Source organism: Bacteroides timonensis (assembly GCF_000513195.1).
In the GTDB taxonomy this organism is placed as follows: Bacteria; Bacteroidota; Bacteroidia; order Bacteroidales; family Bacteroidaceae; genus Bacteroides; species Bacteroides timonensis.
In genome coordinates this window covers 1-22,388 of sequence record NZ_CBVI010000078.1, presented here as the reverse complement: position 1 = coordinate 22,388, position 22,388 = coordinate 1, and the positions used below count along the sequence as shown (strand labels likewise).

Below are 22,388 nucleotides of genomic sequence, written 5' to 3'. Positions count from 1 at the left end.
CCCAAATTATATCAATGCCTTTACGAAACACCACACGAAGTACCCACAAACTACTACCTTAAACACTGTCCCTACCAGAAAACCAATCAGTGCTCCGATACCTGATTTTAGGGCATCCCTTGCACTTCTGTCTCCCAAGAGTTCTCCGATGAAAGCTCCTCCAAAAGGACCGATAACAATTCCCCACGGGCCGAGAAAGATGATTCCGAGGATTGAACCTATCAGGCAGCCCCAACTTCCCCATTTGCTTCCTCCGCTGTACTTGCTTCCAATCATGGGAGTGAAATAGTCCAATACTTGCACTATCACTACCAGAAATAACCAAATCAGTAATTGAGATGTTGAAAATTGCGCCTTATCTGTAATATGGAGTAATAACAAACCGGCGTATGAAATGGGCGGTCCGGGAATTATAGGGAGGATACATCCCAATAAGCCTACTATGAGGCATAGACTTCCTAATATGATCAGTATGATGTCAAGCATAATAAAATCGGATTAGAATAATGTTGTTTGGGGGATTGAGAATGTAACAAAAAAGGTCTAACTCCTTTTGAGAATCAGACCTTCTTTGTGTCGGAATGAGGCGACTCGAACGCCCGACCCCTACGTCCCGAACGTAGTGCGCTACCAACTGCGCTACATTCCGATACTTTGCTTACGAGTGGTGCCACCAGGAATCGAACCGGGGACACAAGGATTTTCAGTCCTTTGCTCTACCAACTGAGCTATGGCACCTTCTTCGTTTGCGGGTGCAAAGATAAATAGTTTTTTTAATACAGCCAAAGGATTTCTGAAAAAATAAAAGAAAATTCCCCTTGCGCCCAGTTTGTGTGAGCGCAAGAGGGAAAGTCTAAACAGGAGTTCTCGGGGTATCCCCTTATATCTATAATTTAGTCAATGTTCGGGTTGATGCTTTTCCAATCCTTAATAGCAGGAAGTACTCCCATTCCAATCACTTCGTCACGCAATTTACAGAGGTGAGTATAACTTTCTTTCAGCTTGGCTTCCTCTTCCGGAGTGCCTTTCAACTCTTTGTAGTGTACACCGTCTTTGGTGATTTCAGTCTCCATTGCCATCATGATGTGGTCGAAGCCATGACTGTGTACATACGTACCTGCAGGCCAACGGAATGGTTTACCACCCATAGCGGCAGCAATCATTTCTATGGAAACGTATGCCGGGCTTTGGAAAGAAGAGCGTCCGCGAAGATTGATGATGTTAGCGCCACCTTTGGTTACCTTGCTTTGGATTTCAGCCCATTGTTCAGCAGTAAGGGCAGGTGTGCCGATGATTTCCAACAGAGGTTTACCATCTACTTTGGCAGTTGAAGCATAAACAGCCATCTGTTCTCCGTGACCGCCATACGTACGGCAGTTTTCTACCTTATCAGGAGAAATGTGGAAATGCTTGGCGAGTTCACTACGCAAACGGGTACTGTCGAGAGCTGCGAGAGTAGTTACCTGTGAAGGTTTCAGACCGGAATACAACAGAGTGATCAATCCGGTTATGTCGGCGGGATTGAAGATAACTACTACATGTTTCACGTCCGGGCAGTAAGCTTTTACATTCTTACCGAATTCTTCAGCAATGGCAGCATTGCCTTTCAGCAGGTCTTCACGTGTCATACCGGCTTTGCGGGCGGCACCACCTGAAGATACAATGTATTTGGCTCCGGTCAACGCTTCTTTGATGTCGGAAGTATACGTAAGGTTCAGTCCTTCGAAACCGCAGTGAAACATTTCTTCTGCTACACCTTCCAGTCCCGGTCCATACGGATCGTACAGGCAAATATTGGGTGTCAAATGCATCATAATGGCAGTCTGTGCCATGTTAGAACCAATCATTCCGGCGGCTCCTACAATCGTAAGCTTTTCGTTTGTTAGAAATTCCATAACTTTTATGTATTTAAAAGGTGAATATAATTTTCCTTATCTTTAGTTTCCCGATACAAAAATAACTGTTTTCCAAGAGATTTGTTCATAGAAAAAAGTTATGCCTTAGATTGAAAAGTTATGCCTTATGCTTAATCTTTGCTTAAAAGCGAAGATAAGCTGCATCTTAGCATTAAAAATAATCAAGCTTATTTTGTACTGCCTTTGGTTTGCATTATCTTTGCCCCAAACGAAAGAAATTATGAGCATCGAATTAGGTAAATTCAATATCTTGCAGGTAGTCAAGGAGGTGGAGTTCGGCATGTATCTGGATGGTGGTGAGGATGGAGAAATCCTGCTTCCTCTGCGTTATGTGCCCGAAGGTTGCCAGCCGGGAGACGAATTGAATGTATTTATATATCTGGATAACGAGGAACGCCTTGTTGCCACAACATTGACGCCGTTGGTGCAGGTAGGCGAGTTTGCCTGTTTGGAAGTAGCATGGGTAAATGAGTATGGAGCATTCTTGAACTGGGGATTGATGAAAGACCTTTTCGTGCCTTTCCGTGAACAGAAGATGAAGATGCAGGTAGGAAAGAAATACGTTATCCATGCTCATCTGGATGATGAAAGCTACCGTATCGTAGCTTCGGCCAAAGTAGACCGCTATCTTTCTAAAGAGGACGCGCCTTATGAAGCCGGAGATGAGGTGAATATCCTCATCTGGCAAAAAACGGATTTAGGCTTCAAGGCGATCATTGAGAATAAGTATGGTGGCTTGTTATATGATAGTGAGATATTTCAGCCTTTGCATACCGGCGATCAGGTGAAAGCTTTCATCAAGCAAGTACGTGAGGATGGTAAGATAGACTTGATACTTCAGAAGCCGGGCTTTGAAAAAGTGGATGACTTTTCGAAAACCCTGTTGCAATATATAAAGGATAATGGCGGGCAGATATCTCTGAATGATAAAAGTCCGGCAGATGACATTTATGCCACTTTTGGCGTTAGCAAGAAAACTTTCAAGAAAGGTGTAGGCGACCTTTATAAGAAACATCTCATCCTTTTGAAAGAGGATGGCATCATGTTGGCAAAATCCCCGAAGTCCTAAACAGATTAGGGAAATCCCTATATAAGAATAGAGAGAAACAAATGAATAGGGGATAATCTTCCCCTATTTTTGTTTCCAGCAAAGAAAAGACAATTCATAAACTAAGTAAAAAAACGCTATCATGAAACGAATATTATTTATCCTGCTTGCCACTTTGAGTACTGCTGTTTGCAGCGCAGGCACGAATGCTATGAGTAATAGCAAAGTACGTAAGGAGACTCGTTTCCTCACAGATAAAATGGCTTACGAGCTGAACCTGAGCACCGAACAATACAATGATGTATATGAAATCAATTATGACTTCATTTCCGGTGTACGTTATGTAATGGATGATGTGCTATATGGTAATGAGTGGGCGCTCAACCGATATTATGACTATCTGGATGTACGTAATGACGATCTCCGCTGGGTGCTTAGTAGCCGACAGTATGCCCGCTTTATGCAGGCGGAGTATTTTTACCGTCCCATCTATACCAGTGGAAACCGTTGGTACTTCCGTGTTTATGTCACGTATACCAACCACAATCATTTCTATTTCCCCCGTCCGTATCACTACCGCACGTATGTAGGCGGACACTATCGCACGCATCATAATAATGTGAGCTATTATCGCGGACGCTACAAACATCCATTTTATAATGGTTCGTATCGTATTCGTGATACCAAGTCCTATACAACACATCGCCGTTCGGATTTTGGCTCTGTAACTGTACGTCCCGGCTCTGACCGTGCGCCGTCGAGAGATGATGTGTACACTACCCGTCGCAGTAGTTCAAGTAGTAATCGCACTACCACTCCAAGCACTACCCGCAGGGAAAGTACGAACAGCAATGCAACTACTAATACCAGCAGCAGTTCACGCAACAATAATAGTAGTTCACGTCGTACCAACAGTAGTACGAGGAGTAGTGCTACTAATAATAGCTCGCGTACCAATAATAGTAGTTCACGTAATAGTGGCAGTTCTCGTACTAACAGTAGCAGTACGCGTACCAATAGCAGTAGTGAAACGAAGAGCAATACAAGCTCTTCCCGCCGTAGCAGCAGTACTACACCGAGTACCGAACGTAAGGAAAGCAGTTCTTCCAATGTACGGAGTTCTTCCAGAAGCAGTACCCGCAGCAGCGGTTCTTCTTCAACAAGGAGCAGTAGTTCCGGTAGTTCCAGCCGTTCTTCAGGCGATCGTCGCTAAGCAAAAAACGAGCGAATTATTTGTGTATCTGCCGAATAATTCGTTCCTTTGCACCGCTTTCGCGCAATCGCTGTCAGGACCTACGAGAGAAGCCTGGTATGTTGCGTTGTAACGATCAAACAATTTAAGAATAATAACAATGGATTTAATTAAAATTGCAGAAGAAGCATTTGCTACCGGTAAACAACACCCGAGCTTCAAAGCAGGTGACACTGTTACAGTAGCATATCGTATCATCGAAGGTAACAAAGAACGTGTACAGCTGTATCGTGGTGTTGTTATCAAGATTTCCGGTCATGGAGACAAAAAGCGTTTCACTGTACGCAAAATGTCTGGTACCGTAGGTGTAGAACGTATTTTCCCAATCGAATCACCGGCTATCGACAGCATCGAAGTGAACAAGGTAGGTAAGGTTCGTCGCGCTAAATTGTACTATCTGCGTGCTCTTACCGGTAAGAAAGCAAGAATTAAAGAAAAAAGAGTTAATGGCTAATCAGCTATACTCTAATTTCGAGATAAAAAGAGGAAATTCCGAAAGAGTTTCCTCTTTTTATTTGATTTAAGTAAACGATCCATGATGAAACTACTACATATTACATATTAAAAATGAAAAAGATTATCTTGTCAATGCTTTACTTAGCTGCATGCATCAGCCTTATGGCACAAAATATCAGTGGAAAACTGGTGGATGAAGCGCAGCAACCGCTTCCTTATGCTAACGTAGTGTTGCAAACCTTAGATTCCGCCTTTGTAACCGGAACTACTACTGGTGAAAAGGGTGAATTCAAACTTCAGAAAATCGTTGCCGGAGACTATCGGCTGGTGATTTCCAGCATCGGTTATCAATCGTTGTATCTTTCTCTCCAAGGCTTTGAACGTACTGCTGATGTAGGTACGCTAACTTTGGCAGACGCTTCGCAAGAGTTGGGTGAAGTAACTGTTACCGCTTCCAGCAGAGTGAGTCGGGCAGATCAGAAATTGATATTTCCCAGTAAAAAACAAATTAGTGCATCAAACAATGGTGTGGATATGTTGCGCCATCTGATGTTGCCCCGGCTTCGTGTCAATAGTATGGATGGCAGTGTAGGCATGACCGATGGTAGCAGTGTGCAACTCTGTATCAATGGACGAAAAGCTACAAAAGAAGAAGTCACTGCCCTGTTGCCTGAAGAGGTTATACGTGTTGAGTTTCAAGAAGATCCAGGTCTGCGTTATGGCGATGCAGGTGCGGTGGTAAACTACATCGTTCGCCGTTATGAAGTGGGAGGCTCCTTCGGTTACAATGGTATGCAAAGCTTGAAGAGTGGCTTTGGCAATCATAATCTGACGGGAAAAGTAAATTTCAAGCAATCGGAGATTAGCTTTTACTACGGTAACCGCCTGCAATATTTCAACGAGATATGGTTCGATAAAAATGAAACGTTCACTTTTGAGGATGGTAGTCAGTACCATCGCAGCCAGTATGCTGAGGCAAATAAAAAGAAGAATTTGCAACAATGGGGTGCTGTAACCTATAATCTGCAAGAGACTGACAAGTATATGCTGAACGCTACCGTGGGCTTTTCTCACTATAATGATCCTGATTTACGAATGAAAGGCAAACTGTATACCGAAGAATTTCCCAATTCCGTAACTGATCGTGAAGAGTGGAATCATGACCGCAACCTCAGTCCTTATTTAGATCTTTATTTTCAGAAAAACTTGAAGCACAAGCAATTCCTGGCTCTCAATGTCGTAGGTACATATATTAATACCAAGAATCGTAGCAGCTATACCGAATTGTTGTCCGGAGAGCCGGTGGTAGATTATTATTCGGGGATACGCGGTAAAAAATATTCGTTGATCGGTGAAGGTATCTATGAGAAAGCTTTTAAAGATGGAGGAAAATTGAGTGCAGGCGTACGTCATACTCAGGGATATACGGATAATGATTATAATGGTACGCTGCAATACAGTTCGCAGATGAAACAGGCTGATACTTATGCTTACGCACAGTATAATGGTAAATGGGGTAAACTGGGGTATCGTCTCGGAATGGGTGTCACCCGCTCATGGTTTCAGCAGATAGGGCAGGAAGATTATGAAACCTATTCTTTGAACCCGCGTCTGAACCTGACGTATGCCTTCAACGATCAATGGAGTATCTCACTGAATGGAAATGTCAATACAATGAATCCTTCGCTCTCGCAGTTAAGTGCTGTAGAGCAATTTACTGATTCCTTGCAGTCGGAACGTGGTAACCCGAACCTGAAACCTTATTCTTATTACCGTTCTACCTTCCGTCTGAATTACAGTAAGGGCAAATGGGATGTCGGATTGCGCAACCAGTATAACTACCGTGATAAGGCCATCATGCCTCATATTTATCGTGAGGATGATAGATTTGTCCATAGTTACGCTAATCATTCCAATTTCCAGGACTGGACTGTCGGTTTGGATGCGCGTGTAGGTATGCTTTGGGATGTGCTGCAACTGAGTGGCAGCATTGAAAACCGTAAATATTGGAGTAACGGTATTGATTTTCGCCATACACAGCATAGTATCGGTTGGGATGTAGCTGCTACCTTTATGTATAAAAACTTCACAGCTTCTGTTGAATTCCAGCATAATAGTGATTATTTCTTTGGCGAAGTTCTGGCTACCGGTGAAGAGGCACATGCAATTGACCTTCAATATCGTTGGAAGCGGTTGAATGTCGGTCTGCGTATGTTTAATCCTTTCCAAAAGGATTACAAACGCAATGAAGAGGACTGGAACAAATATGCAGGATACAGTTATCAGTATCATATAGATGATATTGCCCGCATGATTTGCGTTACGTTGTCATGGAACATCAACTTCGGTCGCGACTATAAGAGTAGTAATAAGAAAATGCAGAATAATGATACTGACGCAGGGGTCTTGTAAGTTGTAAAAATTATCAACAGAAAGTTAATACCTTGTCGGCAAGGAGTTAACTTCTTGTTGACAAGATATTGGCTCTTTGTGTGCAGGGAGTTAAGGATAGCGGCATCCGGGGTGAAATGTCGGTCCATTGTGGTGGCTTGAACTTCCATGTCCGAATGTCCTTGGGGAAGCGTATGATGAATTTTGTTTTATCTGAATCTGAGTTCCTTTTTTCTTGATAGAGGTAGGCTTTTTATAGTTTTTAGGAATTGGTTCTGTTAGTATTTCTATCTCATTTTCCGGTGTGTCAATTACAGAAACCGATAGGCGAATGCTATTGGCTATAGTATTTCCATCGGTACTGCAAAAACTGAGATAGGCTATTAGCTCGTCGTCTTGCCAGTCAGAAGGAAGTTGTATTTCAGCGTGTTGGGAAGAGCGCAGGGCAGTTTCCGTATCATAAACGGCCGTTTCTTTGTCTTTGTTGTATACCAGTAACATAGCTATATCTGTATCTTCTGCATTCCCCATACCGCTATTGTCCTGCCAGTTGAAGTACATCTTATTTCCGTTTTGCGTAGCTGTACCTTCAAATATCGGCATTAGGGTTCCCATAGAAACCAATGCCCGGTCAAAGTCAATCCTGATTTCTTTTCCACTGCCAGTTACGGCTCTTTTCAGAGTATAGGACATAGCGGCGTTGAAGGCGGATTTATCTCGTGTAAATTCCTTGTAACCAATACGTATGAAAGGTTTTATAGCTTTCAGAAAACTGAATGCCGTGGCAAATTTGCCGCGTTGTTCCTGTTGCTTCGGTGTACGCGGATTGCTGACTTTGGCAGCCCGTGCGCGTATATAGTAGTTTGATTTCCAGCGGAATCCTACTATCGGTCCCACTTTGCCGGAGAAACCTCCGAGAATGCCCTGGTTGATAATTCCCATGATATCGTGTTTTTAATGATTTGTTTCTGTCACTACGCAAATGTATGGAAAATAAATCTCTTCAACCCGCTTTCTGTGATTTTTGCGTTCATTTGCGTCATTTTGCGTAGTTAACTCTTTGACCTTCTTCATTGTATTATGACCTGTCTCCGTTACATCCGGAATGCACTTGCTCCGTATCAAGGCCGTACTTTCTTCGGTCAGAGGTACCTGTGAGTGGAGAATGTACGGAGCAAGTACATCTCGGGTATAGTCTATATCAGTAGTTGTATGATGATTAATTCATGCTTGCTGCTGACGAATAATTCTTTATTGTTACTTTTTTTATATCAAAATAAAGCTAAGCACTGGAGAGAGCAGGTATCTGCTACATTTGGGCAGGCGCTGGAATTGGAGTTGCAGAAGCGCGATACGGTTTTAGTATTTTAGGAGCGTACGTCAGTTGCTCATTCAAAATATATTTTTGAAATAAAAAATCCCCCTTCCCCGTTTTACCGGCAAAAGGAGGATTTCACTTAAAATTATGATGGACAATTTATTTCAAGTCTCTCAGTTCCCAGCCCAGTGCACTGGCACCTAAAACAGCTGCATCAGAGTCCTTCAACTCAGACATCAACAATTTGGCTTTACCTTTATAGATATTCAGCACATTGTCATCGATAGCTTTCTGGATAGGTTTGAAGATATAATCTCCGGATTTGGCCAATCCGCCAAACAGGATGATAGCTTCGGGGCTTGAGAAAGCGATAGCATCAGCAATGGACTCGCCCAAGATGGTGCCTGTGAAATTGAAAATATCCTGTGCTAATTTATCGCCTTGAACGGCAGCGTCGTATACATCTTTGGAAGTAATGTTCTCTGCAGGGATAGAACGGAGCAGACTTGGTTCGGTACGTGCAGTCAGGAATTCACGGGCTGTACGCGCTACACCAGTTGCTGAGCAGTAAGTTTCCAGACAACCGTGGCGTCCGCATCCGCAAAGGCGACCGTTTTCGCGACGAATAATAGTATGGCCTAATTCTCCGGCAAAACCGTCGTGCCCATAAACCATCTGACCGTTGATAACGATACCGCTACCTACGCCTGTACCCAGAGTAATCATGATAAAATCTTTCATACCACGTGCAGCGCCATAAGTCATTTCACCGATAGCTGCGGCGTTAGCGTCGTTAGTCAATGCAGTAGGTATACCCAGACGCTCCTCAAACATGGCTGCCAAAGGTATTACACCTTTCCACGGCAAGTTGGGGGCAAATTCGATAGTACCGCTGTAGTAGTTACCATTGGGAGCACCGATACCGATACCTTTGATTTTATCTACACCGCCATTAGCGATAATCAAAGGCAACAGATTCTTGCAGACTGCGTCTACATAATCATCTGCTTGATCGTGAGCGCCGGTTTTGATGGAACCGCTTGCAATAATAGTTCCGCGTGCATCCACAATACCAAAGACGGTGTTTGTTCCGCCTATGTCAATACCTACTACGTAGGGTTTTTCCATGCTTGAATTCATGATATTAATGTTTTGTTTAAAGGGTTAGTTAATTAGTATTATGGTTACAAATTACACAAAGAAAAACGACACTTCAAAATCTTTTTGAAAAAAAGTTCACCCTCTTTGCAACTTTTCGTAACATAGCTGCGTCTAATAGTGAAAATTAATAAGAAAACAGACTAAAACAGAGGTATACGTGATACAATTGAAAGACATTAACAAGACCTACAACAACGGAGCACCCTTGCATGTGCTCAAAGGCATCAACCTCGATATCAAGCGGGGTGAGTTTGTTTCCATCATGGGAGCTTCGGGTTCCGGTAAATCCACCTTACTTAATATATTGGGTATTTTGGATAACTATGATACCGGTGAGTATTATCTGAACGGTACGCTGATCAAAAACCTCAGTGAGACTAAAGCGGCTGAATACCGGAACCGTATGATCGGGTTCATCTTTCAGTCGTTTAACTTGATTTCCTTTAAAAATGCAGTAGAGAATGTGGCGCTTCCGCTTTTCTATCAGGGAGTAAGTCGCCGCAAGCGCAACGCCATGGCACTGGAATATCTGGATCGCCTGGGATTGAAGGATTGGGCGCACCACATGCCGAATGAAATGTCCGGTGGACAGAAACAGCGTGTTGCCATCGCCCGTGCCCTTATCACTCAGCCTCAGATTATCCTGGCCGATGAGCCTACCGGTGCTCTTGATAGTAAGACTTCCGTGGAAGTTATGCAGATTCTTAAAGATTTGCACAGTACGGGGATGACTATCATAGTGGTTACCCACGAAAGCGGTGTAGCCAATCAGACAGATAAGATAATCCATATCAAGGATGGTATTATTGGCAGCATCGAAGAGAATCGTGATCATGATGCTTCTCCATTCGGAAAAGACGGATTTATGAAATAAAGTGGTAAAGTGATGGAGTGATAAAGTGATAACATCCTTTTCATTCTTCATCCCTATCACATTAGAGTTTTATAACATTATCACTTTTATATATTATGTTTGATATTTGGCAAGAAATATACGGAACCATTAAGCGGAATAAGTTGCGTACGTTCCTTACAGGGTTTGCCGTGGCATGGGGCATCTTTATGCTTATCGTGTTGCTGGGTGCCGGAAACGGTATCATCCACGCCTTCGAGCAATCGTCCTCGGAACGTGCATTGAACTCTATCCGCATTTTTCCGGGATGGACTTCCAAGCCTTATGCGGGATTGAAGGAGGGACGTCGTGTCCGTTTGGAGAATAATGACCTGGAGGCTACTGAAAAGTATTTTCCGGATTATGTAATCAGTGCCGGTGCTACCGTGCGGCAGAGCAATGTAAACGTCAGTTTTGGGCAGGAGTATGTAAATATCTCCCTGATGGGAGTACACCCCAACTATACGGAGGTAGAGACGGTGAAAACAGCTGACGGGCGTTTTGTTAATCAGAATGATTTGAAAGAACGCCGCAAAGTGATCGTTATACATAAAAAGACTGCCGATATTCTATTTGGTAAAACTCATACCGAACCTATCGGGCAGTTTGTCAATGCAAGTGGAGTAGCATATCAGGTGGTAGGTATTTATAATGACCAGGGAGACCGCGAAGCCAGTGAGGCCTATATCCCTTTTTCTACTTTGCAGACTATCTATAATAAAGGCGAACAGCTGAATAATATTATCTTTACTACTAAAAATCTGGAAACAATAGAAAGTAACGAGATATTTGAAGCCAACTATCGCAGGGTAATTGGTGCCAGTCGTCGTTTTGATCCTCAGGACAACAGTGCCATCTGGATATGGAACCGCTTTACCGATTATATGCGGACACAAAACGCCATGGGGATGCTTCGTACAGCTATCTGGGTGATTGGTATTTTCACCTTGCTGAGTGGAATTGTGGGTGTTTCAAACATCATGTTGATTACGGTGAAAGAGCGTACGCGTGAATTCGGTATTCGTAAGGCTCTTGGGGCGAAACCATTATCTATCCTTTGGCTGATTATTGTGGAGAGCGTTGCTATCACTACTTTGTTCGGGTATATAGGAATGGTGGCCGGCATTGCCGTCACGGAATGGATGAACTCAGCTTTCGGTAATCAGACTATGGATGCGGGTATGTTCCAGCAAACCATGTTCTCGAATCCGACCGTAGATTTGAGTGTCGCCATTCAGGCTACGCTGACCTTGATTATAGCGGGAACACTGGCCGGTTTCTTCCCGGCAAAGAAGGCTGTAAGCATCAGTCCGATAGAAGCATTGAGAGCGGATTAGTGGCTAACGATGAATATAAAGTATGAATCACTAATCACTAAACATTAATCACTATTAACATGAGAATAGATATAGACTCTTGTGAGGAAATCCTCATCACGATTACAAGAAACAAGACGCGAAGCTTGCTGACGGCATTCGGTGTATTCTGGGGTATCTTCATGCTGGTGGCGCTTATCGGTGGCGGGCAGGGGATGCAGCAGGCTATGAGTTCCCAGTTCGAAGGCTTTGCCACGAATTCGGCTTTCCTGGTTTCGCAGAAAACGGGAGAGGCGTATAAAGGTTTCCGGAAAGGACGCTGGTGGGATTTGGAACTCTCTGATATTGAGCGTCTGCGTAATGGGGTGGCGGAAATTGATATCATCACTCCTTCCATCGTCTACTGGGGAAGAACGGCTGTGCATGGAGATAAGAAATATGAATGTAGCGTAAAGGGATTGTATCCCGAATATGAGCATATAGAGCACCAGGAGATGGCGTATGGACGCTTCATCAACGATGTGGATATTAAGGAAGCACGTAAAGTCTGCACAATAGGTAAACGTGTGTATGAAAGTTTGTTCCGCCCGGGAGAAGACCCTTGTGGAAAGTATATCCGGGTAGACGGTATTTACTATCAGGTGGTGGGTATGTGCTCGTCCGAAGGCAACATGAATATTCAGGGACAGGCTTCGGAAGCAATAACATTGCCTTATACAACCATGAAACAAGCCTATAATCTGGGCAACCGGATACATGTGGCATGTTTCACCGTGAAGCCCGGCGTCAAGGTGACGGATATTCAGGATAAGGTGGAACGCATAGTAAAGGCGGCTCATTACATCTCTCCGGATGATAAGCAGGCAGTGATGATGCTGAATGCGGAGGCCATGTTCTCTATGGTGGACAATCTGATGACGGGAGTCCGAATATTGATTTGGATGGTAGGTTTGGGTACCTTGTTTGCCGGAGCTATTGGCGTATCGAACATTATGATGGTGACAGTGCGTGAGCGTACCACGGAAATTGGCATTCGCCGCGCCATCGGAGCACGTCCGAGGGATATCTTGCAGCAGATTCTTTCTGAAAGTATGGTGCTGACTACTATTGCGGGTATGGCAGGTATCTCTTTTGCTGTACTGGTATTGCAGGTATTGGAGGCTGCAGCCAATGATCCGGGGCATATCACTACTCATTATCAGGTTTCATTCGGTCTGGCTATCGGTACCTGTGCGCTGTTGATTGCTTTAGGAGTGCTTGCAGGTTTGGCTCCGGCCTATCGTGCCATGGCAATTAAACCTATTGAGGCTATCAGAGATGAATAATAATTACAATTAACGAATTACAATTTCCAAATTGCAAATTAAAAGGGCCTGCAGGGTGTGGGCGAGATATAAAAAATAGAAATAAAGAAACAATAATATAATAATAGTATGAAAAAGTATCTGAAAATCGCATTATTGGTAGTTGTAGCTGCCATTTTCATCTTCACGTTTGTATTCCTTTACCAGAAGTCTAAACCAAAGATTACGGTGTATGATACAGTAACTCCGACAGTGGCCGACCTGGAAAAAACGACTGTGGCAACCGGAAAGGTAGAACCGAGGGACGAGATTCTCATTAAACCCCAGATATCGGGTATCATTGACGAGTTGTATAAAGAAGCGGGACAGACTATACGCAAGGGAGAAGTGATCGCTAAGGTGAAAGTGATTCCCGAACTAGGTACGTTGAACTCTGCCGAGAGCCGTGTGCGTCTGGCGGAACTTAATGCGAAACAGGGCGAAACGGACTTTGCCCGCATAGAGAAGTTGTTTGAAGACAAGCTGATCAGTCGTGAAGAATATGAAAAAGCCGAGGTAAGTGTAAAGCAGGTGCGTGAAGAGTTGCAGACTGCTAAGGATAATCTGGAAATTGTGAAGGAAGGCATTACAAAGAGCAGTGCTTCTTTCTCAAGTACATTGATCCGTTCCACAATCGATGGTTTGATACTGGATGTACCGGTAAAAGCCGGTAACTCGGTGATCATGAGTAACACGTTCAATGATGGTACGACAATCGCTACGGTTGCCAATATGAATGATTTGATTTTCAGAGGTAAAATTGATGAAACGGAAGTCGGTCGTGTTCATGAAGGTATGCCTGTGAAGTTGACAATTGGTGCTTTGCAGAATCTTTCATTTGACGCTATACTGGAATATATCTCTCCGAAGGGGGTAGAAGAAAACGGTGCCAATCAATTTGAGATAAAGGCAGCTATACAGGTGCCCGATACGGTGATGATTCGTTCGGGGTATTCTGCTAATGCGGAAATTGTACTGGAACGTGCACAAAAGGCGCTTACTTTACCTGAAAGTACTATTGAGTTCAGTGGAGACAGCACATTTGTATATGTGATGACAGATAGTGTGCCTGCCCAGAAGTTCGAGCGTAAAGAGGTGAAAGTGGGTATGAGTGACGGTATCAAGATTGTTATCAAAGACGGTGTGGACGGCAAAGCCAAAGTGCGCGGTGCAGAGAAGAAGGATAAATAAATGCCGGTGAAGTAACCTTGTATAATTCAATAATAACAGATTATGAAGAAGAACTTAATAATAGGATGTATGGTTGTCTTTGTTGTCTCGGTGCAGGCACAGGAGGGCTGGACATTACGCCAATGCATCGACTACGCTATAGAACATAATATCAGTATCCGCCAGAGTGCTAATACAGTGGAACAAAGTGCCGTGAGTGTGAATACTGCCAAATGGGCACGACTCCCGAACCTGAACGGTAGTGCAGGGCAAAGTTGGAACTGGGGACGTACGCAGACGGCCGTAAAAGATAAAGATACAGGTGATTATTCTACTGTTTATGTGAATATGAGCAGCAATAGTACCGATATGTCCTTATCGACTAATATACCTATATTTACAGGGTTGGAGATTCCCAACCAATACGCATTGGCTAAATTGAATCTTAAAGCGGCTATGGCCGACTTGGAGAAGGCGAAAGAAGATATTTCCATTAATATAGCTTCTGCTTATTTGCAGGTATTGTTTAATCAGGAGTTGTATACGGTTGCTCTTGGGCAAGTGAAACTGAGTAAAGAGCAGTTTGCTCGCATTTCCCGCCTTGCAGAGTTGGGCAAAGCGTCTCCCGCGGAAGTTGCTGAGGCCAAGGCCCGTGTGGCTCAGGATGAGATGAGTGCTGTGCAGGCTGATAACAACTACCAACTTGCTCTATTGGATCTTAGTCAGCTCATAGAACTGGAAACTCCGGAAGGATTTACATTATCAGCTCCGGCTGTAACGCTGGATTTGATTCCTCTGACTCCTCCGGATGAGGTTTATCAAACGGCTTTAACGAATAAGGCTTCTGTAAAGGCAGCGCAATATCGTTTGGCTGGTGCCAAGCATAGCATTCGTATTGCCCAGAGTGATTTCTATCCGCAATTGAGTCTTGGTGGTAGTCTTGGAACAAGATATTATTCTACTATTGACCGTAATTTCAGTCAGCAGTTGCGGGATAATTTCAGTAAGTATGTAGGATTTAGTCTGAGTGTTCCTCTCTTTAATCGCTTCGCTACCCGTAACCGTGTGCGTACGGCACGATTACAGCAAGAGAACTACTCCTTGCAATTGGACAACACCAAGAAAGTGCTTTATAAGGAAATTCAGCAAGCCTGGTACACTGCACTGGCTTCCGAAAGCAAGTATACCAGTAGTAGTACGGCAGCCAATGCCAGTATGGAATCTTTCAAGTTGATGAGTGAGAAGTATGATAATGGCAAAGCTAATGCCGTAGAGTATAACGAAGCGAAACAGAATTTGATGAAAGCCCAGTCTGATGAGTTGCAGGCTAAATATGAATATCTGTTCCGTACAAAGATATTGGACTTCTATAAAGGAATACCGATTGAATAACTTTTTTAGTGTCTTTCTCTTGAAAATCCTTCTTTGGCTGCGAGGCTGGGGGAGGATTTTCTGTATATTTGCCACATGACTCCTTTTATCAGTATAATTATTCCTTTTTATGGTACGGCAGACCCGGTATTGCTGCAACGCTGTATTACTTCTATCCGTGAACAGGGAATGGAAGAGGGGAGTTATGAAATCATTGTAGCGGACGATGAGAGTCAGACTACGGGGGGAGCACGTAATAGTGGAATGCAACAAGCGCATGGTGAATATCTTTTTTTTGTAGATGCTGATGATATTTTAGTACCGAATACACTTTTTTCTTGCTTTTCTTTGTTGAAACTATATTCACCTGATATTTTAAAATTTGGTTTTCAGGAGTTTACTTGTGTCTCTTCGTTGGAGAAGCAGAATCCGACCAATCAATTGCCGTCTTATGTAGAATACTCATCCGGTGCCCACTTCATGGCATTAAATAACTTTACGGGAGTTGTTTGGACGCATTTTTTCCGTCGAAGTTTATTGGAGACGTCTTCTCTTTATTTCAGTAAGACAAGCCTTTTTGAAGATGAAGAGTTTGTTGCCAAAGCTTACTTCTTCGCCCGAAAAATGTTGGTGACTTCTTATAAAGTGTATGGTTATTACAGCTCATCCTCTTCTTTAACGCGCATGATTGCTGAAGATGAATGTCGGAGGAGGGTATCTGATTTTAAAGAAATGCTTTTTCGGTTGAAAGCGTTTAGTCAGGCCTGTCAGTCTGATGCCTCTGTCGAGCGTTTGGAGGCATTGAATAGACGAGTCCATTTTCTTGTTATCGACTATATCCGTCAGATGTGGCGGAATAAATGTAGTATAAATGAGATGAACCGGCAATTAGCTATCCTGAAACAAGAGGGATTAGTACCTTTGCCTTATAAAAAGTATTCTTGGAAGTATCGTTTGGTTTGTCCTGTCATTAATGTTTATATCCGTTTTGTTATATGAAGATATTGTTACTTGGAGAGTTTAGCGGACTGCATTGGAATCTTGCGGAAGGGCTTCGGGCATTGGGGCACGATGTCTGTGTTGCTTCCGATGGTTGTGGTTGGAGGAACTATCCGCGTGATATAGCTCTTGACCGGCCGACGGATAGTTTGCGTGATGGTATCTGTTGCCTTCTCCGTATATTGCGTCATTTGCCGGGTTTTCGGGGATATGATGTTGTGCAGATTATCAGTCCTTATTTTTTGCGTTTACGCAGTGAACGTACTTTGCCTGTTTACCGTTATTTGCAACAGCACAATGGTAAGGTCTTTTTGGGAGCTTTCGGGACCGACTATTATTATATTCGTGCTTGTATGGAAACAAGCATTTTCCACTATTCGGATTTTAAGATCGGAGACCGGTATCGTGATACGGCTTTTAATCAGATTACTCTTCAGGATTGGTATTATGGTGGGGCAGCTCGTGCCACTCGGGCTATAGCCGAAACTTGTAATGGCATTATCGCCTGTTTGTGGGAGTATTACGCTTCCTATCAACCTTACTTTTCAGATAAGACAGCTTTCATTCCTTTACCTATCGATTTGCGTGAGGTAACATCCCGCGTTCGCAGTGTGCCGGAGAAACTGAATTTCTTCATCGGCATTCAGTCTGCCCGTAGTAATTTGAAGGGGACTGATGTTATGCTGCCCGTTTTGCAAGAAGTGCAGCGCAAGTATTCTGAGCTTTGCCGCATCACTGAAGTGCATGATGTGCCTTATGCCCGCTATCAGCAGTTGATGGATGATGCTGATGTTCAGTTAGATCAGTTGTATTCGTATACTCCTTCTATGAATTCACTATTGGCTATGGCAAAAGGAGTAACGGTAGTGGGAGGCGGTGAGCCGGAGAACTATGAGATATTGAATGAAACAGAACTTCGTCCCATTATCAATGTTCTGCCCGACGAGCAAGATATTTATCAAAAGTTGGAAGATATAGTGCTTCATAAAGAGCGTATTCCGGAATTATCGGCGCAAAGCATTGAATATGTAGCCAAGTATCACGATCATGTGAAGGTGGCCCGCCAATATCTGGACTTCTGGGAAAAACATTAATCATTTCTTCTTGTATTTTGCCCTTGCAATAACTAAGTATTGTAAGGGCTAAATTTTATTAGGCGAAGTAATCATTTTCCTTTGCCAAGGTAACTCGTGTTATGCCTTCTAAGTACTCATAGATGCCCGATGTAACGTGAGTGAAAGATTATGAAACATACATCGGTAAAGATGTAATATCAGCGAAAGAATGTGTAAAATGATTATAGATATCTCTTGGATTCGATACTGTATATTTGCTGTCGGTAAATTTTGTCTTTTCAAAAACAATAATAAAAAAGGATATAACTATGCGAAAACATTTTTGTCTTTTTCTGCTGGCATCTATTTTCTACAGTTATGCGACTCTTGCGCAAAACGCTTCTGCCAAAAATCCGGTGGTTCATGCCGATGTACCCGATATGTCAATGATCCGGGTGGGAGATACTTATTACATGAGTAGTACTACCATGCACATGGCTCCGGGAGTGCCCATTATGAAATCTAAAGATCTTGTGAACTGGGAGTTGGTGAGTTATTGTTACGATATACTGGCCGATGTGGATGCACTGAACCTAAATAATGGTAAGAATGCTTATGGCAGTGGTACGTGGGCAAGCTGCATTCGTTATCATAATAATATGTTTTATGTGTCGACGTTCTCCAGTACTACTGGGAAGACCTATATATATACTACGAAAGATATAGAGAAAGGTTCTTGGAAAGCAATTTCTTTTAATCCTTCCTATCATGATCATACTGTTTTCTTTGACGATGATGGTCGTATTTATATCATCTGGGGAGGTGGCAAACTGCATATAGCGGAACTGAAATCCGATTTATCCGGGATCAAAGAAGGTACCGAACGTATCTTTATAGAGAATGCCAGTGCTCCGTCAGGAGATAATGTCGGATTACCTGCTGAGGGTTCACAGTTATTTAAAGTAAATGGGAAGTATTATTTATTTAATATTACTTGGCCGAAAGGAGGAATGCGTACAGTGGTTATTCACCGCGCTGATAATATAAATGGCCCTTGGGAAGGTAGAGTAGCTTTGCAGGATAAAGGTGTTGCCCAAGGCGGCTTGATAGATACGCCTGATGGCAGATGGTTTGCTTATCTTTTCCGTGATAATGGTTCTGTAGGCCGTATCCCTTACCTTGTTCCGGTGAAATGGGAAGATGGCTGGCCGGTTCTCGGAATAAATGGAAAGGTTCCGGAAACATTAGATCTGCCGGCAAGTAAGGGCCTGATACCGGGTATTGTTGCCTCGGATGAGTTTACACGGAAGAAGAAAGATGAGGCTTTGCCGCTGGTTTGGCAGTGGAATCACAATCCGGATAATTCTCTCTGGTCAGTTAGTGAACGGAAGGGATATCTGCGACTCAAAACCGGACGGATAGATACTGATTTCCTGTCAGCAAGAAACACGTTGACACAGCGGACGATTGGTCCGGTATGTTCAGGAACTACTTCTATAGATGTGTCTGATATGAAAGAAGGTGATTTTGCAGGGCTTGCACTTCTTCAGAAGAAATATGGATTGGTAGGTGTGAAATATGAAAACGGGGTAAAGAAGATTGTAATGGTAAGTGCGCAGACTGACAAACCGGAAGAGGTGGAAAGTCTGCCACTGAACCAGAATACAGTATTCCTGAAAGCCGAATGTGACTTCACGGATAGGAAAGATATAGCGGATTTCTACTATAGCCTGGATGGCAAGAAGTGGACAAAAATAGGAAGCCGGCTCAAGATGGCTTATACTCTCCCGCATTTTATGGGATACCGTTTCGGACTATTCAATTATGCTACCAAGACTCCCGGAGGGTATGTGGACTTTGATTATTTCCGTATAAGTGACAGAAAATGAGATAATGAGTAATTATAAATCAAAATTGATATTAGACATGAAAAAGGTGAAATCGACGCTTTCCGTGGGTAAGCGCGTCATTTTGTTGTCACTTTGTATGACAATGTTTTCAGTGGCAGGTTTTAGCCAAGGGGCTAAAGGTAAAAAGGTGAAGGGTGCTCCGGTATTCCTGCAGGCGGTTTATCAGGGGAATGATCAGGTGTACAACGAGAATCCGTTGCAGGCCGGTGAGTTTTATAATCCCATTTTGCAAGGTTGTTACCCCGATCCGTCCATAACCCGCAAAGGGGATGACTACTTCCTGGTGTGTTCATCGTTCGCCATGTTCCCCGGTGTGCCTATCTTCCATTCAAAGGACTTAGTGAACTGGACGCAGATAGGCCATGTGCTGGACCGTACTTCACAGTTGAAAGTGCATGATACGGGTATCAGTGCCGGTGTGTATGCTCCGGCCATCAAGTATAACCCCAATAATGATACTTTCTATATGATCACCACCCAGTTTGCGGGGGGATTCGGGAACATCATTGTAAAGTCGAAAGATCCTTTCAAAGGATGGAGTGATCCTATCAAGTTGAATTTTGACGGTATTGACCCCTCTATCTTTTTTGATGATAACGGCAAGGCGTATGTGGTTCATAACGATGGACCGAAGCGTGGTGAAGAACTCTATAACGGACATCGTGTAATTAAAATCTGGGAGTATGATGTGGAAAACGATCAGGTGATTCCCGGTTCGGATCAGGTAATTGTGAATGGTGGTGTGGATTTGTCCAAGAAACCTATCTGGATTGAAGCTCCGCATATCTATAAGAAGAATGGACGCTACTATCTGATGTGTGCCGAAGGTGGTACCGGAGATTGGCATAGTGAAGTAATCTTTGTGAGCGACAGCCCGAAAGGTCCCTTTATTCCGGCTCCCAATAATCCTATCCTGAGCCAGAGATACTTGAATCAGAAGCGGAAGAATATGGTGGACTGGGCCGGACATGCCGATTTAGTGGAAGGTCCTGACGGCAAATATTATGGTGTATTCCTGGCTATTCGTCCGAATGAGAAGGGCAGAGTGAACATTGGTCGTGAAACGTTTATCCTGCCGGTTGACTGGTCGGGAGAATTCCCTGTCTTTGAAAACGGATTGATCCCGATGGAGCCGAAGTTGAAAACACCTAAAGGAGTGGAGAATAAAACCGGAAAAGACGGTTACTTCCCCAATGGCAATTTTACGTTCACTGAAAACTTCACATCTCCGCAACTGGATTACCGCTGGATTGGTCTGAGAGGTCCTCGTGAAGAGTTCATCTCAGTACTGAAAGACGGAGGATTGCAGATTATTCCTTTCCCGGTGAACATAAAAGAGGTGAAGCCTACTTCAACCCTCTTCTACAGACAGCAACATAATAACTTCTCGTTTACTACCACATTGCAGTATGCTCCGAAGACAGAGAAAGATCTGGCAGGCATCACTTGCGTGCAGAGTGAGAAATTCAATTATGTCTTTGGCTTGACAAAGAAGGATAAAGATTTCTATATGGTGCTGGAGAGAACGGCAAGAGGTAAATCCGGACTTGTTGCAAGTGCAAAAGTAGATGTGAAGAATCCCATTCAACTGCGGGTAAAGGGTGAAGGAGATGGCTATGGCTTTTATTATTCAACGGATGGAACCAACTTCGTACAGCTGGGAAATACCGTGCCCGGTGATATTCTTTCAACGAACGTGGCAGGCGGTTTCACCGGCTGTCTGATAGGTTTGTATGCTACTTCTGCGAACGATATTGTGGTGAACAACCTGAAAGATGCGTATGCTGATTATTTCACTGTGGGCTGTGCCATAAATATGGCAAATCTGAATTCACCTCAACAGGTGGCACTGATAACTTCCAACTTTAACAGTATCACTGCCGAGAACGATATGAAACCTCAGCCTACAGAGCCTGTAGAAGGACAGTGGAACTGGGAGAACGCTGATAAGATAGCCAACTTTGCCCGTGCCAATAAAATAGGGCTTCGCGGTCATTGCCTTGTCTGGCATGCCCAGACTCCGGACTGGATGTTCCATGATGAAAAGGGAAATTTGGTTTCTAAAGAGGTACTGTTTGAGAGAATGAGGAAGCATATTCATACGATTGTAAATAGATATAAGGATGTTGTCTATGCTTGGGACGTAGTGAACGAAGCAATGACGGATGATCCGAAAGCGGAAGTGCCTTATCGTCAGTCTCTTTATTATAAGATTGCAGGGGATGAGTTCATAAAGAAGGCTTTTGAATATGCTCATGAGGCAGATCCCAAAGCATTGCTTTTCTACAATGATTATAATGAGACCAACCCGGCGAAGCGTGACCGCATTTATAATATGGTTAAAAGCATGAAGGCTGAGGGAATACCCATCTCCGGAATCGGAATGCAGGGACATTATAATACCCTTTCTCCTACGGAGGATGAGTTCAGAAAGGCTATCGAGCTTTATTCGCAGGTGGTTGATAATATCCATATCACTGAACTGGACGTTCGTATAAATACGAGAGAGCAGGGAGGACAGTTGAGTGTGAATCAGGATAACAGGACGTTGGAATTGACTCCTGAAGCAGATGCGGCACAGGTAGCCCAGTATGATATGCTGTTCCGGGTGCTGCGCGAATATAAGAATGTGGTTAGCAATGTTACTTTCTGGAATGTATATGATGGTGATTCATGGCTGGATCGCCGTCGTGGTAACCGTCAGCGTAACTATCCGCTTCTGTTTGACGAAAACTTACTGCCGAAATCTTCATATTATAAAGTGATGAATTTCTAAATAAGTAGATATTC

General features: G+C 43.5%; 17 protein-coding genes and 2 tRNA genes. 13 read left to right on the top strand and 6 right to left on the bottom strand.

Annotated features, from left to right (window positions below; genetic code table 11):
• Window positions 1-6 precede the first annotated feature (6 nt).
• The 4 genes from BN161_RS14825 to BN161_RS14810 form a co-directional block, all read right to left on the bottom strand.
• Window positions 7-486: a DUF456 domain-containing protein gene (locus BN161_RS14825; protein WP_044267523.1), complete on the bottom strand. Its 480-nt coding sequence runs from the start codon at window positions 484-486 to the stop codon at window positions 7-9.
• A 90-nt stretch (window positions 487-576) separates the two neighbouring features.
• Window positions 577-649 (bottom strand) — tRNA-Pro (locus BN161_RS14820).
• A gap of 16 nt (window positions 650-665) precedes the next feature.
• Window positions 666-738: transfer RNA gene (locus BN161_RS14815), tRNA-Phe, on the bottom strand.
• A gap of 155 nt (window positions 739-893) precedes the next feature.
• Window positions 894-1,895 carry a malate dehydrogenase gene (locus BN161_RS14810; protein WP_044267522.1) on the bottom strand — a complete coding sequence of 334 codons (1,002 nt, stop codon included), beginning with the start codon at window positions 1,893-1,895 and terminating at the stop codon, window positions 894-896.
• A gap of 241 nt (window positions 1,896-2,136) precedes the next feature.
• Here BN161_RS14810 and BN161_RS14805 point away from each other — a divergent pair, with 241 nt between their 5' ends.
• From BN161_RS14805 to BN161_RS14790, 4 genes are all read left to right on the top strand, one after another.
• Complete coding sequence (locus BN161_RS14805; protein WP_034753224.1) at window positions 2,137-2,985, top strand: CvfB family protein; 849 nt, start codon at window positions 2,137-2,139, stop codon at window positions 2,983-2,985.
• 121 nt (window positions 2,986-3,106) lie between these two features.
• A complete protein-coding gene (locus BN161_RS14800; RefSeq protein ID WP_044267518.1) occupies window positions 3,107-4,177 on the top strand; it encodes a hypothetical protein in 1,071 nt (356 codons plus the stop codon).
• 139 nt (window positions 4,178-4,316) lie between these two features.
• Complete coding sequence (gene rplS, locus BN161_RS14795; protein ID WP_007212144.1) at window positions 4,317-4,670, top strand: 50S ribosomal protein L19; 354 nt, start codon at window positions 4,317-4,319, stop codon at window positions 4,668-4,670.
• Window positions 4,671-4,783: 113 nt separating this feature from the next.
• On the top strand, window positions 4,784-7,084 hold the full coding sequence (locus BN161_RS14790) for a TonB-dependent receptor (protein ID WP_044267517.1): 2,301 nt from the start codon (window positions 4,784-4,786) through the stop codon (window positions 7,082-7,084).
• Window positions 7,085-7,174: 90 nt separating this feature from the next.
• Here BN161_RS14790 and BN161_RS14785 read toward each other — a convergent pair whose 3' ends face one another.
• The gene (locus BN161_RS14785) at window positions 7,175-8,005 is read right to left on the bottom strand and encodes a DUF6266 family protein (protein WP_244436510.1); all 831 of its coding nucleotides are present in this window, start codon (window positions 8,003-8,005) and stop codon (window positions 7,175-7,177) included.
• 535 nt (window positions 8,006-8,540) lie between these two features.
• Window positions 8,541-9,521, bottom strand: coding sequence for an ROK family protein (locus BN161_RS14780; RefSeq protein WP_007217144.1), 981 nt, complete (start codon window positions 9,519-9,521; stop codon window positions 8,541-8,543).
• Between the two features lie 178 nt (window positions 9,522-9,699).
• On the opposite strand from BN161_RS14780, the gene BN161_RS14775 reads away from it, so the two are divergent.
• The 9 genes from BN161_RS14775 (at window position 9,700) to BN161_RS30830 (ending at window position 22,374) form a co-directional block, all read left to right on the top strand.
• Window positions 9,700-10,416 carry an ABC transporter ATP-binding protein gene (locus BN161_RS14775; protein WP_007211960.1) on the top strand — a complete coding sequence of 239 codons (717 nt, stop codon included), beginning with the start codon at window positions 9,700-9,702 and terminating at the stop codon, window positions 10,414-10,416.
• Between the two features lie 95 nt (window positions 10,417-10,511).
• Window positions 10,512-11,771, top strand: coding sequence for an ABC transporter permease (locus BN161_RS14770; RefSeq protein ID WP_007211959.1), 1,260 nt, complete (start codon window positions 10,512-10,514; stop codon window positions 11,769-11,771).
• Between the two features lie 59 nt (window positions 11,772-11,830).
• On the top strand, window positions 11,831-13,075 hold the full coding sequence (locus BN161_RS14765) for an ABC transporter permease (RefSeq protein ID WP_044267516.1): 1,245 nt from the start codon (window positions 11,831-11,833) through the stop codon (window positions 13,073-13,075).
• A gap of 108 nt (window positions 13,076-13,183) precedes the next feature.
• Window positions 13,184-14,284 (top strand): efflux RND transporter periplasmic adaptor subunit, encoded by a 1,101-nt coding sequence (locus BN161_RS14760; protein ID WP_007211957.1) that lies wholly within the window; start codon window positions 13,184-13,186, stop codon window positions 14,282-14,284.
• 42 nt (window positions 14,285-14,326) lie between these two features.
• The gene (locus BN161_RS14755) at window positions 14,327-15,655 is read left to right on the top strand and encodes a TolC family protein (RefSeq protein WP_044267512.1); all 1,329 of its coding nucleotides are present in this window, start codon (window positions 14,327-14,329) and stop codon (window positions 15,653-15,655) included.
• A gap of 33 nt (window positions 15,656-15,688) precedes the next feature.
• Window positions 15,689-16,633 carry a glycosyltransferase family 2 protein gene (locus BN161_RS14750; protein WP_244436509.1) on the top strand — a complete coding sequence of 315 codons (945 nt, stop codon included), beginning with the start codon at window positions 15,689-15,691 and terminating at the stop codon, window positions 16,631-16,633.
• Window positions 16,630-17,727: a glycosyltransferase family protein gene (locus BN161_RS14745; RefSeq protein WP_044267510.1), complete on the top strand. Its 1,098-nt coding sequence runs from the start codon at window positions 16,630-16,632 to the stop codon at window positions 17,725-17,727. Before BN161_RS14750 ends, BN161_RS14745 begins: the two co-directional genes overlap by 4 nt.
• Before the next feature lie 290 nt (window positions 17,728-18,017).
• Complete coding sequence (locus BN161_RS14740; protein ID WP_044267508.1) at window positions 18,018-19,577, top strand: glycoside hydrolase family 43 protein; 1,560 nt, start codon at window positions 18,018-18,020, stop codon at window positions 19,575-19,577.
• 37 nt (window positions 19,578-19,614) lie between these two features.
• Window positions 19,615-22,374, top strand: coding sequence for an endo-1,4-beta-xylanase (locus BN161_RS30830; RefSeq protein ID WP_044267506.1), 2,760 nt, complete (start codon window positions 19,615-19,617; stop codon window positions 22,372-22,374).
• Window positions 22,375-22,388 lie beyond the last annotated feature (14 nt).

Coding starts and splice junctions, on each gene's coding strand:
- BN161_RS14805 (WP_034753224.1), top strand. CDS start 2,137: ATGAGCATCGAATTAGGTAAATTCAATATCTTGCAGGTAGTCAAGGAG.
- BN161_RS14755 (WP_044267512.1), top strand. CDS start 14,327: ATGAAGAAGAACTTAATAATAGGATGTATGGTTGTCTTTGTTGTCTCG.
- BN161_RS14745 (WP_044267510.1), top strand. CDS start 16,630: ATGAAGATATTGTTACTTGGAGAGTTTAGCGGACTGCATTGGAATCTT.
- BN161_RS14785 (WP_244436510.1), bottom strand. CDS start 8,005: ATGGGAATTATCAACCAGGGCATTCTCGGAGGTTTCTCCGGCAAAGTG.
- BN161_RS14800 (WP_044267518.1), top strand. CDS start 3,107: ATGAAACGAATATTATTTATCCTGCTTGCCACTTTGAGTACTGCTGTT.
- BN161_RS14790 (WP_044267517.1), top strand. CDS start 4,784: ATGAAAAAGATTATCTTGTCAATGCTTTACTTAGCTGCATGCATCAGC.
- BN161_RS30830 (WP_044267506.1), top strand. CDS start 19,615: ATGAAAAAGGTGAAATCGACGCTTTCCGTGGGTAAGCGCGTCATTTTG.
- BN161_RS14740 (WP_044267508.1), top strand. CDS start 18,018: ATGCGAAAACATTTTTGTCTTTTTCTGCTGGCATCTATTTTCTACAGT.
- BN161_RS14780 (WP_007217144.1), bottom strand. CDS start 9,521: ATGAATTCAAGCATGGAAAAACCCTACGTAGTAGGTATTGACATAGGC.
- rplS (WP_007212144.1), top strand. CDS start 4,317: ATGGATTTAATTAAAATTGCAGAAGAAGCATTTGCTACCGGTAAACAA.
- BN161_RS14770 (WP_007211959.1), top strand. CDS start 10,512: ATGTTTGATATTTGGCAAGAAATATACGGAACCATTAAGCGGAATAAG.
- BN161_RS14765 (WP_044267516.1), top strand. CDS start 11,831: ATGAGAATAGATATAGACTCTTGTGAGGAAATCCTCATCACGATTACA.
- BN161_RS14810 (WP_044267522.1), bottom strand. CDS start 1,895: ATGGAATTTCTAACAAACGAAAAGCTTACGATTGTAGGAGCCGCCGGA.
- BN161_RS14825 (WP_044267523.1), bottom strand. CDS start 486: ATGCTTGACATCATACTGATCATATTAGGAAGTCTATGCCTCATAGTA.
- BN161_RS14760 (WP_007211957.1), top strand. CDS start 13,184: ATGAAAAAGTATCTGAAAATCGCATTATTGGTAGTTGTAGCTGCCATT.